Here is a 17,859-nt window from a genome sequence, read left to right as displayed (position 1 = left end):
TGTTAAAAAAGTAACAGACAAATACAATTAACTCCAATCATACTTAATTATTTCACGATTTGTCCTAATGCGGCCTCCACATGGCCCTTGACCCGGACTTTTCTCCATTCCGCACGCAGAATTCCTTCTTCGTCAATCAGGAAGGTGGAACGGACAATGCCCATGAATTCTTTGCCGTACAGCTTCTTCAGCTGCCACACTCCGAACAATTCACTTACCTTATGCTCCTCATCGGACAGCAGCGGAAAAGGCAAAGCGTTCTTCGCGATAAATTTGCCGTGTGAGGCGAGATTATCGGGGCTGATTCCCAGCAGAACCGCTCCGTGGGCGGCAATCGTGTCATGCGCATCACGGAAATCGCAGGCTTCCTGGGTGCAGGCGGGCGTCATATTCTTGGGATAGAAATAGAGCAGTACTTTCCTGCCGAGATACTGGCTCAAGCTGATCTCCTGCCCTGTGGAAGCGGGAAGGGTGAAATCAGGGACCTTTTGTCCAAGTTCGATATTCAATTAATGTTCACTCCTCATAGTTAGGACTCTGAATTCGGAAATTGCGTGTATTCCCAAAAGAAATTATAATGTAGAGAATGTGAATCGGAAAGGACGAACGAAATGCCGCCAAGAAAGAACCGGCACGCAAAAGCCGGCAAGTCAAAGAAGAAACCGCTGCTCTGGACTCTGGCAATCATACTCCTTTTGATAATCGGAGGTCTGATTTATTATTTCACCGCGATCTACAACCAGCTCGACAACCTGCACAAGACAGGTGAAGATTCTCCGTTTGCCAATGTGCCAACAGCCTCGGCAGAAACGGTTCAGCCTCCTGAATGGGAAGGCACAGAGCCTGTAAATATCCTGCTCATGGGTGTGGATGCGCGCGGGGTGAAGAAAGGCGAGGTTCCACGCTCAGATACGATGCTGGTTGCCTCACTGGACCCGGTGAAGAAGAAATTCTATGTGTTCTCCATTCTTCGCGATACTTATATCCCTATACCTGACCACGGGACACAGCGGATCAATGCTGCAATTACCTATGGACCCAATACGGCGATGCAGACGGTAAGCGATCTGCTCGGCATCCCGATTCAATATTATGTGTATACCGATTTCCAGGGCTTCATGAAGCTTGTAGATGCCGTTGGCGGTGTCGACTATGAGGTTGAGAAAGACATGCACTATACTTCCAAAGCGGACGGGCCTGAGTTCGATATTGATCTCAAAAAAGGCTTCCAGCACCTGGATGGTAATATGGCGCTGCAGTACGTGCGCTTCCGCCATGACGCCACTTCCGATTTCACCCGGACGGAACGCCAGCGCGGATTCCTCAAGGCCGTAGCGGACAAGGTGATCAGCACCACTTCTATTATTAAGCTGCCCACAATTCTGTCAGAGGTTACGCCTTATATCGATACCAATCTTACATTAAGTGATATGTGGAAGCTGGGGAGCGTCGGCTATGACAGCTCTATGGGCGGCAGTGCCCAAATCCCGCCGATGGAGCTGATCAGAGAGAAAACCACCAAGGATGGCTCCCAGGTCATCGGCTTCACCAGCGAAGAAGATCTGAAGCAGTTCGTGCAGGATACTGTCACTGCGCCGGATCCTACTCCGACTCCTGAAGCAGAGGCTTCACCGGGCAGCAGCCCTTCCGCTTCACCGGGAACGAACTAGAATTCAATTTAACCATGCTTGGCACAAGGGGCGGGCGGACAGCGGGATTAGCCGCCGGTTCGCCCTTTCCCTTGCGCCTGGACATACGAAAGGATGTTATTCCATGAACCGCAGCACATCAGAACATTTATACCAGGAAGCTCTGCAGCATATCGTAGGAGGCGTCAACAGCCCCTCCCGTTCCTTCAAGGCCGTGGGCGGAGGTGCCCCCGTATTCATGAAACGCGCCGGAGGCTCCCGCTTCTGGGACGAGGACGGCAATGAATATATTGATTATCTGGCCGCCTATGGCCCGATCATTACCGGACATGCCCACCCGCATATCACTGCTGCCATTACAGAGGCTGCCCAGAACGGACTGCTCTATGGCACGCCGACCCAGCTTGAAATCAAATTGGCCAAAATGCTGAAGGAAGCTATTCCTTCCATGGACAAGGTACGTTTCGTCAACTCCGGTACAGAAGCCGTTATGACAACTATCCGCGTGGCCCGCGCATACACGAAGCGCAGCAAGATCATCAAATTTGCCGGCTGTTACCACGGCCACTCCGACCTTGTGCTTGTAGCTGCAGGCTCTGGACCTTCTACGCTTGGCATCCCTGACAGTGCAGGCGTTCCGGCCAGCATCGCCCAGGAAGTCATCACCGTACCTTTCAATGACCTGGACGGCTTGCGGGAGGCACTTGAGAAGTGGGGCGAAGATGTGGCCGCCGTTATGGTCGAGCCGATTGTCGGCAACTTCGGCATGGTTATGCCGCATCCCGGTTTCCTCGAAGGCCTGTGCAAGCTGACGCATGAGAACGGCTCGCTTGTCATATATGATGAGGTCATCACTGCTTTCCGTTTCCATTACGGCTCCACCCAGACCTATGCGGGTCTTGCTAACCATGAGGATATCATTCCCGATCTGACTGCTCTGGGCAAAATCATCGGCGGCGGGTTGCCTATCGGTGCTTACGGCGGACGCAAGCATGTGATGGAGCAGGTCGCTCCGCTGGGTCCGGCTTATCAGGCCGGAACGATGGCCGGTAACCCCGCCTCGATCTCGGCAGGGATTGCCTGCCTTGAGGTGCTGAGCGCCGGGGGTGTCTATGACGAGATGGAACGGCTCGCGATCCGCCTGACCGAAGGCCTGCAGGAATCTGCCGGACGTCACGGCATTCCATTAACCATCAACCGGATCCGCGGCGCATTCTCTACACATTTCTGTGACCACCCGATCACGAATTATGATGAAGCGCAGGATACCGACGGTGAAATGTTCGCCAGCTTCTTCCGCCATATGCTGAACCGCGGCATTAATCTGGCGCCTTCCAAATATGAAGCATGGTTCCTGACCACTGCCCATACGGACGCCGACATTGATATTACGCTGGAGGCAGCAGAAGCCTCGTTTGCGGCTATGGCAGCGGAGCAATAATTGCTTTAAGAATTGATGTTCTGCAATATCTTTTCGAATTTATTTTTCATGAAATATATAGAGAGGCTGACCCCGTTTGGGGTCAGCCTCTCTTCACATCCAATATATCCTGCATATTCACTAGAAATCGATCTGCTTATCCAGAGTGACTTCCTCATAACGCGGGCGTCTAAGACCTCCACCCGCAGGCACTAGAGAGAATGCAATGTCATCCAGCTTCTCCGGAAGCGGAGGCGAGATCATAAACTGCATTTGCACCTGGGCGCCGCCGCCCCGGCCCCCATGCATCTGCACCTCATATTCACTCTCTCCTCCCAGAATTACAAGTGTAAGAGGGGCTTCGATGCTGATGCGTTCTACTGTCTCCTTCATACACTTGATTTCGACCGAAAGAATACTCAGATTCTCATACTGCATGGAATGAGTGAGCGCATATTCGAAATCCCCATCCCGTGTTGTCTTCATGATTGGGAGCACTCCGAGCAATGCTCCCGGTTCTTCCCAAAAGTGGCGTCTGGGCACAGATTCATTCAAACTGCCCAGGACAAGCGATATTTCCGAAAGCTCCAGCCCCAGTTCTGTAGACCATTGCTGCAGAAGCTCCGTGTCCGGAAACAGCTGCTTCCCTCCTGAGACTTCCTTCCGCTGCCGCACTAATCTTAGAATCTGCTCATCAATCTGCTTCGCTTCATCGTTGTATACATTCTGCAACCCTCTTATCGCCACTCTGTTCCACTCCAAAACGCTTCACTCCCGATTTCAGATTGAACTGATCAGCTCCCGCCGCTCTTACGCCGTCCATACATGAACAGCGCAGCAACCGCGAGCGGGGTCACCAGCCGCACAGCAAGCGGCATACTGCCTCCCGCAATGGCGACTACCACATAACTTACAACGATGGCCGCTTCCGCCATGATGTGCTTATGGAATGTATCTTTTCTGATCCTGTAGACAAAAACCAGCGCAATGACTACTGCCAATCCTGTATACAGAAGGGTTAACGGCAATCCTTCAATATTCATCTCTGCTATTTACCCTTCTGCTCATACAGGCTGCGGATCTCCACATCCTGCGGAAGCTTGAACGGGTTCTGCGGATTAATCCGGTCATAGAACATGATCCCGTCCAGATGATCCATCTCATGCTGAATCACGATCGCCTGATAGCCCTTGAATTTCTGGGTAATCACCTGACCGCTCAGATCAAAACCCCGTACCTTCACGGTCTCATACCGCGGCACAAAGCCGTGTACAGGCCGGTCCACGGACAGGCAGCCTTCGCTCTCCGGTAAATATACCATTGCCAGAGAATGGCTGATGATCTTGGGATTCACCCAGGTATACTCTACATTTTTACCGTTATCATCCTTCAGATACATTACGAACATCCGTTTCTTCAATCCAATCTGATTGGCGGATAAGCCCACCCCTGAACGGAGCTTATGCTTGGCAGACATTTCGGCATCCTGGCTGTTCTTCAGGAACTGCATCATACACTTCAATGCCTCACGGTCTTCTTCCTGCAGCGGCAGCTGCACGGGTTCTGTTACCGCCCGGAGTACGGGATCACCTTCACGCACGATATCATCCATCGTGATTATATATCCGGCATTATATTTTGTACTAGACAACTGCGTTCATCCACCTTTGCCATACGGGCCTGATTTTATTATGCAATACTGATATATTATGTGCGATTATGGATTAATGAAAGCTGTCCGCAGCTTGCTGCTGTAATTCACATCGAAGCCAAGTCCGGTAGCGAGCGCGGCGAGCGGAAGATAAGTTTTATCCTCTTTGCCGACCTTCTGCAGGAAAGCCGGAGTATCAATCGCCACATCCGCACCATTCACCTTAATCGTCTTGGAGCCAATCGTAATCACCACGGTTCTTCCGCCGTAAATAATCGTCGCGCTGGAGGTTTTGTTATCCCATTTGCCGGTTGCGCCGACCGCATTCAGAATGTCCTTCAGTGCCAGGAAATTCTGTCCATTCTTCAGAATGGGCTTATTGGGAGTGTTAAGTGTAGTCCCCTTTACTACAATTGACATCGGTGCGGTGGCTGAAGTCATCACTGCAGCTGCAGGAGTAAGATATTCACCCCATTGCAGTTCTGCGAAGACCATGGCAATCCGTTCATAGCCCAGCTGGGTCGGATGGAAGTCTGCCGCTCCTGCCCCGATAATATGGGTGAGTGATCCCTCTACACCGGCAAATTTCGCGGCTACATGGGCTACCTTCACGGGCGCTCCCGCCTGGTTCAAGGTAGCTGCGATATTCTCGGCGGCTACTGTAAACTGCGCAGCGGCACTCATCAGCTTGTCATATGAAGCGCCCAGGGCAATTCGCGGAGCAGGCTGATATTGATCAGCCAGCAGAATCGTTGCCATGGGATTCACGGCCCGGATATTGTCCAGCGCCGATTTCACATTGCTGCTGTACGCCGCAAGGCGTTCTGCAAGCTGGGCTGTGAAGTCAGCCTCCGTAAGTGTCTTAACATTCAGGAACAGACTGCTGACATCATTACCGCCTATAGTAATCGTAATCAAGTCTGCTGCAGCAAGCTCTGTTCTAATCTGCGGAGTCATAGCGGCAAACTGGGCGATCCGCGGATCAGGCAGCCCCGGCTGAATTCCCTCAGGAGTAGCCGCCGCCCCGTCCTTGATGGCTGCGGTATACTGAAGCAATCCGGATGTCTTCAGACCTAAGATGCCGTAATTGCTGAGTGTGCTTCTGCCGTGGTACCAGCCTTGCTCCAGTAATCTCTCGGCGTATCCGTACGGCTTCACACTGGGATCGGTCATACCCGGTTCATACCCGGCAGTAATAGAATCTCCAAGTGCTACGATGCGAAAGACATCCTGCTCCGAACCCTGCGTATCGGCTGCAGCAGCGGCACCGGCAGGGCCTGCATGCACATTAATTAATACGGCGAACAGCAGCAACCCGCTAGTTCCGGCTGATATGAATCTTCTCCATGTCTTCAGCATCGTATTCCCCCTAAATTAGTATAATTCCATTCTATCATCCAGCCACGCTGCACAAAAGAGCGGTTTCCCGATAAATCGGAAAACCGCTCCTGAAGACCGCTGCGGCTTACTGCTCTCCGCTGCCGGATTCTGTAGATTTCTTAGGGCCGCCCGCGCTAGACGGGCCGCTTATTTGTTCAGAACGCTGCATATATTTATCATACCGGCTGTCCAGCTCATAAGCTATTTTGCGGTAACGGCGCGTTTCTTCGACTATAGGATCGAGCGTAGTCTGTATCCGTATCTCATATTTGGGCGAAATCTGGCGGATCTCCTTGGCCTGCCGGTCAACCGGCTCCATCTCGCCATCCTCCAGAAGCTCACTCAGTCTGCGCTCCAGATCATCATTGTCACTCATGGCAATGCCGCCTCCTTACTGCTTCTTGAATCCTGTGGCATCTGCTGCTTGCAGGGAGGTCACCAGATAATCATGTAACCGTCCATTGCTCGCCACTACATGGCGTGTGCCGATATCGTAGGGATTGCCCAGGGTATCAGTGACTTTCCCGCCGGATTCCAGCACCAGCAGTACACCGGCCGCGCAGTCCCATGGACTCAGGCCGACTTCCCAGTAACCGTCCACCCGGCCTGCCGCAACATATGCCAGGTGCAGCGCTGCCGAGCCGCCGGCGCGAACGCCGCGCACCTGTGGCAGAATCTGCTGCAGTCCGGCCATATTAGCAGGCTGGGCGAATACCCGGTCCGGCGGGAAGCCCATAGCAATCAAGCTGCTTCCGGGCTCCGCTTCCGCCGATACAGCCGTAGGAATCCCGTGCATATACGCGCCTTTGCCTTTCTCGGCAACGAACATTTCGTCACGGATCGGATCATAAATGACACCGACTGTCAGTTCCCCCTTAACGACGAGGGCTATTGAGACACAGTAGAAAGGAAAGCCGTGCACGAAATTGGTGGTGCCGTCAATCGGATCAACGATCCACAGATACTCATGCTCCCGCGCTTCATCCAGGGCAGCAGTCAGCGCGTCCGCACCAGGCTGCACGCCTTCCTCTCCAAGGATGGCATGGTCGGGATAATGGGTCAGGATCAGCCGGCGGATCATTTGCTCCACACCTTTATCGACCTCCGTAACCAGATCCTGGGCGGATGTCTTGCTGCCCAGCTCCTTCACCTGGCCTTGTCTGCTCTTGATCCATTCCCCCGCTTTGGCTGCAGCATTAATGGCCGCCGCCGTATGTCCCTTACTAGTAACTACATAGGGTTCCCGTTCATTTCGGTTATCAGGACTTACAGGACTCATCTCTTCACTCCGCTTTCTTTGAGCATGATCGTTCTCCCATGGAACGCTGTTACGCGCAGGACGTCAAATTGCTGCTCAACTTTCATTCAACGTACCCTATTTCAGCACACTTATCAAGTCAAAACTGGCACCGTAATAAGGCCTAATCCCCTTGTTTGTTACCTGTTATGCTTGTATATTCACGCTGGCTCCGTTTAGTACCGTAATTCCGTTCCCGCCCTGTGCAAGCTCCTTCATAGCCTCCATCAGACCAAATAATGCGCCGTCCTTAAGCTTCGCTTCAATCATGACATCCACTGCCGGAGTATCTTCGGCTATCCGCTTCAGAAAAGCAAACAGCGGCGCCGGCTCCACGCCGTCGGCATGACTCCGCGGATCGGACGGGCTGCGCGGACTGGACACATGAATCTTCGGAGGCAGCAGCTCCCCGGGCGGGACATCCTTCCGGGCAAGGCTGCTTGTCCATGTCTTCTGGATCTCCGGCCACAGTTCCCAGGGAAGCTCGCCTTCATTGTTGACCCATTGATGATGAATATCCAGCACCATCGGCAGTCCCAGGCTGCGGCAGACCTCCAGTGTCTCCACCGCATTAAACGTCTTGTCGTCGTTCTCCAGCGTCATCCGTTCCCGTAGTGCCAGCGGCAGCGCGGAGCATTGCTCACAGAAACGCGCCGCAGACAGAGGCTTGTCCCCATAAGCACCGCCAATATGAATATTACTCTTGGCGGTTGCCGGCAGCCCCATGGCCTCCAGCATATCTGCATGATGCTGCAGGTCACGGATCGAGCTTGCGAGCACTTCGGGGCGAGGAGTACTCAGGACCGTGAAATGGTCCGGATGAAAGCTGACCCGCATGCCGTGTTTCTTCACATAATTGCCCACTTCAGCGAATTCCTCCGCCAGTGCAGACAGCGGATGCCAGTCCGCCAGATCAGGATGGGTCGCCAGCGGAACCAGCTTGGAGGTCAGGCGGTAGACCATAATATCCGAGCCTGAATTATGCTTCAGCAGGCGGAGTGTATTATGCAGATTGATCCGTGCTATTGCCTCCAGCTTACGGAGTCCGGCTTCCCGGTCGCCCAGCTTGCTGAAGCTTGCCATAGTCATTGTCTTAGAGGGTGAACAGTCCGGGATGATGGTAGACATGGCGACATAGCCGAAGCGGACAATCATCCTTCTTCCCCGAAGAACATTTCGTAGGCGAGAGCCGTCTGTATCCGCGACTCTTCCTCATTCAGCTTACGTACCAGGTCCATCTCCACAGCTGTGACCTCATTGCCCTGAAAGTTAATTTCAGCAATGGAAGCTGAAATTTTGACTATCGCTACAGCAACATTCTCGGGATTGTAGGCGATGACCTTCTGGCCGGTCGGGTATACACGGAAGCCCTGCTTCACCATTTTGGTGCGTCCGTACTCCAGCAGCTCGTATAGCTCCTGTTCATTCTTGAATTTGCACACTGAATTGAATTCTGATTGAAACCCCATGCTTCTCTCTCCTTCCCGGCCGGAATGCTCCCGCCGATCACCATATATTATTCGTTATCGTACTTAAGTCCCTGTCTGAACTGATACCGTTCAAGCGCCAGCGCAATCATCCGGTCCAGCAGCGCCTGGTAAGAAACGCCGGTCTCGCGCCACAGCAGAGGATACATGCTGAACGGGGTGAAGCCGGGCATTGTATTCACTTCATTAATGAGAATTTTGCCGTCAGACTTCCGCAGGAAGAAGTCGGCCCGGGTAATCCCGCTGCCCTCAATGGCCTTGAAGGCCATCAGTGCAGATTCGCGCAGGCGGTCTGCCACCTCGGAATCGACCGGTGCCGGAATCAGCATTTGCGATTTGCCGTCCGTGTACTTGGCCGCATAGTCATAATATTCGCCGGAAGAGACGATTTCACCCGGAACCGAAGCATCCGGCTCTTCATTGCCAAGTACGGCAACTTCTACCTCGCGGGCATCAACGAATTCCTCGATGATGACCTTCGTGTCATAACGGAAGGCATAATCAACAGCCTTGATCAGACTTTCTTTGTCGACTGCTTTGGAGATGCCTACGCTTGAGCCAAGGTTGGCCGGTTTCACGAATACCGGATACCCCAGCTTATCCTCCACACCAACGATCAGCTCATGGCTTCTATGTTTCCAGTTCGCTGCATTGAAATAACAATATTCACATTGATCAAGACCGGCCTCGCCGAACAGCTTCTTCATGACAACCTTATCCATACCCGCCGATGAAGCGAGCACGCCTGCGCCAATGTACGGAATATTCGCCATTTCAAACAGCCCCTGGATGGTGCCGTCTTCCCCGTTAGTGCCATGCAGCAGCGGGAACATTACATCCACAATGGAGTCTCCACCGCTTAGTCCGCTGAACAAGGCATTCAAGGCCATACCCATATCACCGGAAGCTCCGGACAGCTTAAGCTGTTCAATTGCGCTGAAGGGAGCCTCCAGGGCTGCACCTACCTTCCACACGCCCTGTTTGGAAATGTAGAACGGAATAATCTCATATTTATCGTAGTCAAAAGCGTTCATAACCGCATAAGCCGTCTGCAGCGATACCTCATGCTCTCCGGATTTGCCGCCGTACACCAGTCCTACGGTTAATTTAGCGTTCCCCATGCCCTAACCTCTTTCTGAATTATAAGTAGTCATTAATATGAAAAAAACGGTAGGCCGTGCGGTCCGTCCAGGCGTAGGAATCCTTGTAATCCCAGAAGCGGTGGCGGCTGCTGACCGTCCGGGCGTTCACCAGCGGCATGCCTCCTGCGTCAAAAGCGGTGACAATCGTGCTGTGCTGGTAATGTCCGTTGCCGTCCCAGTCGTACTGGATCACATCGCCCAACATCAGCTGCTCCGGCCGTTCGACAACTTCAGCACGCAGGCCGCTGCTGCGGTCCCCGCTCAAATAACGCTGCAGGCTGTCTGAAACCGCCCAGCTGAAGCTCCACCATTCCTGTGCTCCGTTATAGCCCTTGTACCACCAGCCCGTTTCTCTTTTACCAGTATAGTTGATAGGTGCTCCCCCTGCAAAGAGACATTGGGAGACATAATTAGTGCAGTCCACCTCAAAAATTTCGAACTCCGGATTGCCGTCCTTCCACCAGCGGTCGGCATATGCCGCCGCCTCTTCCCGGCGGTAGCGGACCTCTCTTGCGCCGCTTACTCCGCGCAGCACGCTGCGGTTCAGCAGCGGCTGCGATGGCCGTGGTGCAGGCAGCACTTCCCCCCACTGCGACAGCCGCAGGGCCGGCTCGGTCTCCACCACTTTGCGCACAGCATTGCGCTCGGGAACACTGCGCTCTACGTTTAGTATCTCCCAGTTTCCATCTTTCCGCACAAAGGTCAGACGCTCAGACTCAATCACATCCTCGCGGTGGGTCATTCCGCCCTTCTCATAATAGAATGCGCTGTGCAGTGCCACATCAGCAACCACCTCGTCGGGATTCTGCCGCACGGTACGCAGCGTCCTGACGCCTGTTTCCCCGCGCAGCGGAGTGATCCCCCGCCGGTTGTACCACTGCGCAATACGGCGGAAGCGTGTACGCTGTTCGTCCAGAAACCGCGGATCCTTGATTGTGGTCTGGCGCGGTTCAATTCCAGGTGCAACCCGCCCCTTGTTCAGCTGATCCACATAGACATAGAGACTTTTCTTCCACTGCTGCTCCATTCCTTCTCCGCCCTTTCGTTCAAATATAAGAATTTATAGGTTGGACACTATAAATTATCTTTCTATATCTCGCTGAACCTGTGCCGTCGTGTTCAAAAGGACGGCACAGCCGTTTCCATTTGCCATTTTGGCTGCTGTCCTATGTATATGATCGATTGCCTGCAGCTATACAGGACGGGAACGATTTAACTCCAATTGAATCCGGGAGACAACCCGCTCTACGGATGGCTGAAAATAAGCAGAAAAGGCTTTACAGCAGGAAGCATATAAATTTTATATTCCAATAATGGAGAAACTTATCTAATTGCCTTCTGAGACCAGCAGAACGAACAGCATTTCCGCTGAATTCCCCCCTGTTTCCTCCTCTTACAAACCTTCCATGAAGAAGGAAAAAAAACTTTACTCCCCTCTTTGCAACCGTTATACTTAAAGTATAAGAAATATGAAATGTAGTTTCACCAGATGAAACGAGGAGGCGCATATATGCCAAGCAAGGACCATTTCCTACTAGCTAAGAACCTGGAATCAGGCGGCAAAACTTATCGCTACTATCATTTGAACTCGCTGGAACAACAAGGCGCGGGCGACATTTCATCCCTGCCATTCTCCATTAAGGTGTTACTCGAGGCTGCTGTCCGCCAGTATGACGGACGGGCGATTACAGAAGAACACGTGAAGCAGCTGGCCGACTGGTCCGGCGGCATTGACCGTAATAAAGAAATCCCTTTCATTCCGGCACGGATTGTACTGCAGGACTTCACCGGTGTACCGGTAGTCGTTGATCTTGCTGCTATGCGCGACACCGTCAAGAAAGCCGGCGGCGACCCTAAGAAGATTAATCCGCTTGTGCCGGTTGACCTGGTTATTGACCATTCGGTTATGGTCGATGCCTTCGGAACTGCCGATGCACTGGAATATAATATGAACGTTGAATTCGAGCGCAACGAGGAACGTTACCGCTTCCTGCGCTGGGCACAGACCGCCTTCAACAACTTCCGCGCGGTTCCCCCGGCAACAGGGATTGTGCATCAGGTTAACCTGGAGTATCTGGCTTCTGTAGCTACCACCAAGACCATCGACGGTGAAACAGTTGTATATCCGGATTCCCTGGTCGGAACCGACTCTCATACCACCATGATTAACGGCCTTGGCGTAGTCGGCTGGGGTGTCGGCGGCATTGAAGCGGAAGCAGGAATGCTCGGACAGCCGCTTTATTTCGTGACACCGGATGTCGTTGGCTTCAAGCTGACCGGCAGCCTGATGGAAGGCGCCACTGCTACTGACCTCGCCCTGACCGTTACCCAAATGCTGCGCAAGAAAGGCGTAGTCGGCAAATTTGTCGAATTCTACGGTCCTGGCCTGGCCAATATCAGTCTGGCGGACCGAGCAACCGTTGCCAATATGGCACCTGAATATGGGGCAACGATCGGCTTCTTCCCGGTAGATGACGAGACGCTGGCCTATCTGCGCAGCACCGGACGCCCGGATGAGCTGGTTGAGCTGGTAGGCGATTATTACAAAGCGCAGGGAATGTTCCGCACCGCAGATACACCGGACCCTAAGTTCAGCGATATCATCGAGCTGGATCTTGCCTCTGTGGTTCCCAGCCTGGCCGGACCGAAACGTCCGCAGGACCGGGTCGAGCTGACCCATATGAAAGAGAATTTTGAAGGCATCATCCGCACACCTGTCGACAAGGGCGGCTATGGCCTCAGTGATGAGAAGATTGCCGAAGTCGTGGAAGTGCAGCACAAGAACGGCAGCACCAGCAAGCTCAGCACAGGAGCCGTAGTGATTGCCGCCATTACCAGCTGTACGAATACTTCCAACCCAAGCGTTATGCTGGGAGCGGGCCTGCTCGCCAAGAAAGCTGTTGAACGCGGCCTGACCAAACCCGGTTATGTCAAAAGCAGCCTGACGCCCGGCTCGCTGGTCGTTACAGAATATCTGCAAAAGGCCGATCTGCTGAAGCCGCTGGAAGCTCTGGGCTTCTATCTGGCCGGATACGGCTGCGCCACCTGTATCGGTAACTCCGGCCCGCTGCCGGATGAAGTCAGCCAGGCCATTACAGAACATGATATGACCGTGGCCGCTGTTATATCCGGCAACCGTAACTTCGAGGGCCGTGTGCATGCCCAGGTCAAGGCCAATTATCTGGCTTCACCGCCGCTCGTGGTAGCCTACGCACTCGCCGGCACCGTTAATATCGACCTGAAGACCGAGCCGCTGGGTTACGATCCGCAGGGTGAGCCTGTCTTCCTGGCCGATATCTGGCCTACTACTGCCGAGATCCGCGAAGCTATAGGACTCTCTCTTAGTCCGGAAATGTTCCGCAGCAAATATGAGAATGTCTTCACGGCCAATGAGCGCTGGAATTCCATTCCGGTACCGGAAGGCGAATTGTATGAATGGGATGACAATTCCACTTACATTCAGAATCCGCCATTCTTCGAGCATCTGGCAGACGGTGCCTCTGATATAAAGGATATCCGCAGCTCGCGTGTTCTCGCGCTGCTTGCAGATTCCGTTACTACGGACCATATTTCACCAGCCGGAAATATCTCCACCTCCGGTCCGGCCGGAGAATATCTGCGTAATCATGGCGTAGAGCGCGCCGACTTCAACTCCTACGGCTCACGCCGCGGGAACCATGAAGTGATGATGCGCGGTACCTTCGCCAATATCCGGATCCGCAACGCAGTGGCTCCCGGAACGGAAGGCGGGGTAACCACCTTCCTGCCGAGCGACGAAGTGATGTCGATCTATGATGCATCCATGCTGTACCAGTCGGCCGGCCAGAACCTGATCGTCATCGCCGGCAAGGAGTACGGCACCGGCAGCTCGCGTGACTGGGCCGCCAAAGGCACGCTGCTGCTGGGAGTCAAAGCCGTCATCGCCGAGAGCTTCGAGCGGATTCACCGCAGCAATCTCGTCGGCATGGGTGTACTGCCGCTGCAGTTCCAGGAAGGCCATGGCTGGAGCAGCATGGGGCTGACCGGACGTGAGACCTTCGACATTACCGGTCTCGACAACTATGTCCTTCCCGGTCAGGAGCTGACCGTCACTGCCACACGCGAGGACGGAACCCAGTTCGACTTCCCGGTCATTGCCCGGCTCGACAGCACCGTTGACATCGACTACTACCGTAACGGCGGTATTCTGCAAACGGTCCTCCGCCAGATGCTGGCTGATGCCACTGCTTCGGAAACGGCTCTGCCGGTAGAATAACCCGCTAATATAGGCTTGAATAATAACAAAAGCTGCGCTGGCATCAGATATTTTCTGACGCCGGCGCAGCTTTTTATATGCAGAATTGCAGATAGCTTCATTATTTCAATACTGGATTATTTCACGGACAGCAGGCTTGTTGTAATGAAATCCAGCTGTGCCTCCAGGGATACCGGATCATTATACGTGTCTGCATCCGGGTTAAGCTGGAATACGTTGCCGGCTTTGACCGCAGGCAGGCCTGCCCAAAGCGGATTGTCATATACAATCTTAGGATCTGAAGTATCTCCTGACCAAGGACAGGTGAAGATTATGTCTCCTGCAAAGTCCGGAAGCTTCTCCAGAGAGATCGAGGCCCAGCCCGTCCCGCTGTCAATCGCCTCTTTCTGGGCTTCTGCCGGAGCCTTCAAGCCGAATTCCCCATACAGAATTTCTCCGCCGCGTCCATAGTTATGACCAAATACAAACAATCCCTTGGCGTATGGATTCAGGATGGATACGGTTCTGTCGCCTACGGCAGCTTGTACCTGCGGCTTCAGTTCAGCAATCTTCGCTTCCCACTTATCTACCCAGGCTTTGGCTTCATCATTCTTGTTCGTAAGCTTGCCGAAGTCAAGCATCTGATCCTTATAATTCTTGGAGCCGTATTGAATCTGCACTACCGGAGCGATCTCCTTCAGCTTGTCGATGCCTTCCGTACCAGTGTATACGATAATCAGATCAGGATCTAAGGCAAGGATGTTCTCCGGTGTTACATCATTGCTGAGCGACTCCACGCCATCGAGCATTCCGGCAAGATATGGATTGCCCATTGCCCCCTCCATGACTCCTACCGGCTTAACGCCTAATGCCAGGAAATAACCCGTGTAGAACGCAGTGGTATCAACGATTCTCTGCGGATTCTTTGGTACTTGAACTTCTCCTGCACTGTCTTGGAAAGTGACCATTTCTACATCAGCGGTTGAATCCGCATTGCCTGTTGCAGCAGCAGGAGAAGCCGCAGAAGACGCTGTAGGAGAAGCTGCGGAGCTATTAGCTGCAGCGGCGGAATCTGTAGCAGAGTTATTAGCCGACTGGCCGCAAGCTGCCAGTAACAGAGCCAGGGCCAGGGTGAACACGATAAGCACCAAACCTTTATTAGAATGTCGCAAAATGATCCCCCTATGTATATGATATTGATAATCATTATCAATAAAAATATAACACAGCTCTTTCTCTCTGACAACTTCATTTATTAAATTTTTAAATTGTGCATTCGTCTTCCTGCTGCAGGTATCCGCAAAAAATCCCCTTTCAACAGAAAGGGGATGGATATCCATAAGGAGCAAAACAGATATAACCGGCTTCTGATCAGATCTCTATCCGCTCAGAATCGAGTATTCTTTTATAGACCAGAGCAATAATCTGTGAGCGGTCTGTTACATTCATTTTGGTGAAAATACGGCTTAGATGATTCTTAACCGTATGCTCACTGATGAATAAGGCACTAGCAATATCCTTATTCGTCTTGCCTAGAATGATCAGCTCCAGCACTTCCTCTTCACGCGGCGAGATTCCCCATTCTTCCTTAGGCGTCTTCAATGAAGCGCTGTTCAGCAGCTTGACCGCAGAGACCGTTCTCTTCATGGCCTGCGAATCGGAACGGCTGCGCAGAAACGATTGAAAGGCAGAGCGCGGTTCACTGTCAATCTCTCCGGCTGCATAATCATCCAGAGTATAGCGGGAGGGATCGATCCATTCCAGATCTGATTCTGCAAGCTGCTCCTTGTCCGCATGTTTGCCGGTATGAAGAAGTACCAGGGCCAGCAGTTGAGCGGGTAAAGAAACCGCCGGCTTATCCATCTCGAAATAGAACGAAGCTAATTGATCCACCTGCTTCAGCAGAAGCAGCTCTTCCTGGTAGAAGCCGTATCTCAGCAGAGCATCAAGCTTGAATGGAGCCAGCAGGCAGGCGGTCTTCATCTGTTCCGCCTCCCGTTCCGGCAGGCCTGTATAGCGGGCAAGCTCATGAGCCATTGAAGCAGCCTCCTGCGACAAGCGCTGCAGCTCGGGATTGCTGCTGCGCAGATAGTCACGGGTATGCCCGAGGAATATCCCGGCCTGCTTCATAAGCTTATTATCCTTCTCAATAAGACGGATTGCCGTGCTTGCCAGACTGGCCAGACAGCTGGCAAATGTCAGCCATTCCTCCGCTTCACTGCGGCGTCTGAAGCCTACGGCCAGGATGCCTTTGAATACCTTCTCGGCAATCAGCGGACATTCCAGCAGGACCTGTTCCTCCCCATCCTCATGGATAATAGCGGAGGAGAGAAACGCTTGGGGTGAATAACGTTCCTCAATATCCTGGACATAGTGAGCAACGGCCTCCAGACTCCAGCCTTTGGCGTAGTGGCTGCCTCCGGTTGCCTTCTCAAAATACACAAGCACAGATGAAGGATAAAACGGCATCCCCATAATAATATCCAGCAGCTGCATGCCCAGTTCCTGGGTTGATGCAGTCTGCGGCAGCAGGCATGCCGCTTCTTTCAGTCTCAGTGTCGCTTCATTGCGCAGGGTTTCACGCTGCAGGAGCTTCTCCCCCCGTGCGGATAACCCCAGCAGAGAAGCAACCATCTGTTCCTGCTGGGCATGGTCCTGTAACTGGCGGATTTCACCGAATCCCACAGCCAGCAGCAGCGCTTTTTTGCCGCTATGAATCTGTACCGGATAGCATGACAAATACTCCGGCTGCGTAATTCCGCGCTGAGTGAAGAAAAACGATCTGGGATCCTTGGCAACGCCTTGCCAGTGCCGGGGTTCCCTGCCGAGAACAGCTTGTCCCATAAACCCGTCCCCCTGCTGGAACTTGGCATTCATCAATAGATTCGCTTCTCTGCCGGCGGAATATTTCACCTTATACCCGCCGGCCTCGTCCTCTATGGCAAAAGCATACAAATCAGCACCGGAGAACGTACCTGCCATTTGCTGCAAAACATCCTCAACCTTCAAAAAATCCTCTTCCAGATTGGAGAGCAGCTGCGAAATCACCATGCCGCTTCTTTGCGCCAGAGGCTTAAGTACATAACCCGCCAGTAATTTAGACAGTATGTTTCCAAGAACGCCAAGTTTGCCCCTGACCCTACCGATACTCTCCCGGCTAAGCTCAGGCATAGCAACCAGTTCCGCCCGTAACTCATCATATTGGGGGTGATTCCTCATTTTGGCCTCAAACCCTTGCAGCACAAGCTCCCGGGTGCCTTCTTCCATGTATAGACCCGACCACAAATAGTAAGTCTGGCCATAATCGGGAACCAGCGGACTAACCACATACTTAAGTCCCGGAACCCATTCCTCCAATACCGCTGGATGCGATAAGGGCCCCAGTCTGAGCAATGCCGGCTCGAAAGGGCGCCTTGTCTCCTGCAGGGAATTGAACATCTTCTGATAGAATATTCCGTAAAGCGTTGGACGGGTTACTATATTCCCTGCCTGATCCGTAAGCACAATAGCCTGACTCGTGACAGAACCGAACGTATCCTGGAGCTCTTGAATTTCTCCCATCAGTGAATCGGGTATTACAGCTTTCATCCCATCACCTC

Annotated in this window: 16 protein-coding genes; 3 read left to right on the top strand and 13 right to left on the bottom strand. The window is 53.0% G+C overall.

Going from position 1 to position 17,859, the window contains the following annotated elements; genetic code table 11:
• Nucleotides 1-47: 47 nt before the first annotated feature.
• Entirely contained in the window at nucleotides 48-503 is a 456-nt protein-coding gene (gene bcp, locus PBOR_RS03150) for a thioredoxin-dependent thiol peroxidase (RefSeq protein ID WP_425415528.1), read from the bottom strand.
• Between the two features lie 108 nt (nucleotides 504-611).
• On the opposite strand from bcp, the gene PBOR_RS03145 reads away from it, so the two are divergent.
• Nucleotides 612-1,670, top strand: a complete 1,059-nt coding sequence (locus PBOR_RS03145; protein WP_042210426.1) for an LCP family protein — start codon at nucleotides 612-614, stop codon at nucleotides 1,668-1,670.
• Between the two features lie 103 nt (nucleotides 1,671-1,773).
• Nucleotides 1,774-3,090 carry a glutamate-1-semialdehyde 2,1-aminomutase gene (locus PBOR_RS03140; protein WP_042210425.1) on the top strand — a complete coding sequence of 439 codons (1,317 nt, stop codon included), beginning with the start codon at nucleotides 1,774-1,776 and terminating at the stop codon, nucleotides 3,088-3,090.
• 120 nt (nucleotides 3,091-3,210) lie between these two features.
• Here the strand turns inward: PBOR_RS03140 and PBOR_RS03135 are convergent, their stop codons facing one another.
• The 10 genes from PBOR_RS03135 to PBOR_RS03090 form a co-directional block, all read right to left on the bottom strand.
• Nucleotides 3,211-3,831 carry a hypothetical protein gene (locus PBOR_RS03135; protein ID WP_157763961.1) on the bottom strand — a complete coding sequence of 207 codons (621 nt, stop codon included), beginning with the start codon at nucleotides 3,829-3,831 and terminating at the stop codon, nucleotides 3,211-3,213.
• A gap of 32 nt (nucleotides 3,832-3,863) precedes the next feature.
• Entirely contained in the window at nucleotides 3,864-4,112 is a 249-nt protein-coding gene (locus tag PBOR_RS03130) for a hypothetical protein (protein ID WP_042210423.1), read from the bottom strand.
• Nucleotides 4,113-4,117: 5 nt separating this feature from the next.
• Nucleotides 4,118-4,681, bottom strand: a complete 564-nt coding sequence (gene def, locus PBOR_RS03125; RefSeq protein WP_042218855.1) for a peptide deformylase — start codon at nucleotides 4,679-4,681, stop codon at nucleotides 4,118-4,120.
• Nucleotides 4,682-4,786: 105 nt separating this feature from the next.
• On the bottom strand, nucleotides 4,787-6,079 hold the full coding sequence (locus PBOR_RS03120; protein WP_042210421.1) for a stalk domain-containing protein: 1,293 nt from the start codon (nucleotides 6,077-6,079) through the stop codon (nucleotides 4,787-4,789).
• 106 nt (nucleotides 6,080-6,185) lie between these two features.
• Nucleotides 6,186-6,476, bottom strand: coding sequence for a hypothetical protein (locus PBOR_RS03115; RefSeq protein ID WP_042210420.1), 291 nt, complete (start codon nucleotides 6,474-6,476; stop codon nucleotides 6,186-6,188).
• Between the two features lie 15 nt (nucleotides 6,477-6,491).
• The gene (locus PBOR_RS03110; RefSeq protein WP_042210417.1) at nucleotides 6,492-7,379 is read right to left on the bottom strand and encodes an inositol monophosphatase family protein; all 888 of its coding nucleotides are present in this window, start codon (nucleotides 7,377-7,379) and stop codon (nucleotides 6,492-6,494) included.
• A gap of 165 nt (nucleotides 7,380-7,544) precedes the next feature.
• On the bottom strand, nucleotides 7,545-8,552 hold the full coding sequence (uvsE, locus tag PBOR_RS03105; protein ID WP_042210416.1) for a UV DNA damage repair endonuclease UvsE: 1,008 nt from the start codon (nucleotides 8,550-8,552) through the stop codon (nucleotides 7,545-7,547).
• Nucleotides 8,549-8,866: a hypothetical protein gene (locus PBOR_RS03100; RefSeq protein ID WP_042210414.1), complete on the bottom strand. Its 318-nt coding sequence runs from the start codon at nucleotides 8,864-8,866 to the stop codon at nucleotides 8,549-8,551. Before PBOR_RS03100 ends, uvsE begins: the two co-directional genes overlap by 4 nt.
• Nucleotides 8,867-8,913: 47 nt before the next feature.
• The gene (locus PBOR_RS03095; RefSeq protein WP_042210412.1) at nucleotides 8,914-10,005 is read right to left on the bottom strand and encodes a D-alanine--D-alanine ligase; all 1,092 of its coding nucleotides are present in this window, start codon (nucleotides 10,003-10,005) and stop codon (nucleotides 8,914-8,916) included.
• A gap of 19 nt (nucleotides 10,006-10,024) precedes the next feature.
• Nucleotides 10,025-11,053, bottom strand: a complete 1,029-nt coding sequence (locus PBOR_RS03090; RefSeq protein WP_042210411.1) for an amidase domain-containing protein — start codon at nucleotides 11,051-11,053, stop codon at nucleotides 10,025-10,027.
• A 483-nt stretch (nucleotides 11,054-11,536) separates the two neighbouring features.
• Here PBOR_RS03090 and acnA point away from each other — a divergent pair, with 483 nt between their 5' ends.
• Nucleotides 11,537-14,281, top strand: a complete 2,745-nt coding sequence (gene acnA, locus PBOR_RS03085; protein ID WP_042210408.1) for an aconitate hydratase AcnA — start codon at nucleotides 11,537-11,539, stop codon at nucleotides 14,279-14,281.
• 116 nt (nucleotides 14,282-14,397) lie between these two features.
• On the opposite strand, the gene PBOR_RS03080 is transcribed toward acnA, so the two are convergent.
• Entirely contained in the window at nucleotides 14,398-15,432 is a 1,035-nt protein-coding gene (locus PBOR_RS03080; protein WP_042210407.1) for an ABC transporter substrate-binding protein, read from the bottom strand.
• 199 nt (nucleotides 15,433-15,631) lie between these two features.
• The gene (locus tag PBOR_RS38285) at nucleotides 15,632-17,848 is read right to left on the bottom strand and encodes a helix-turn-helix transcriptional regulator (protein WP_052429307.1); all 2,217 of its coding nucleotides are present in this window, start codon (nucleotides 17,846-17,848) and stop codon (nucleotides 15,632-15,634) included.
• Between the last annotated feature and the right edge of the window lie 11 nt (nucleotides 17,849-17,859).

This window comes from Paenibacillus borealis, assembly GCF_000758665.1.
Taxonomy (GTDB): domain Bacteria; phylum Bacillota; class Bacilli; order Paenibacillales; family Paenibacillaceae; genus Paenibacillus_AQ; species Paenibacillus_AQ borealis.
This window is presented reverse-complemented; position numbering and strand designations above follow the sequence as displayed.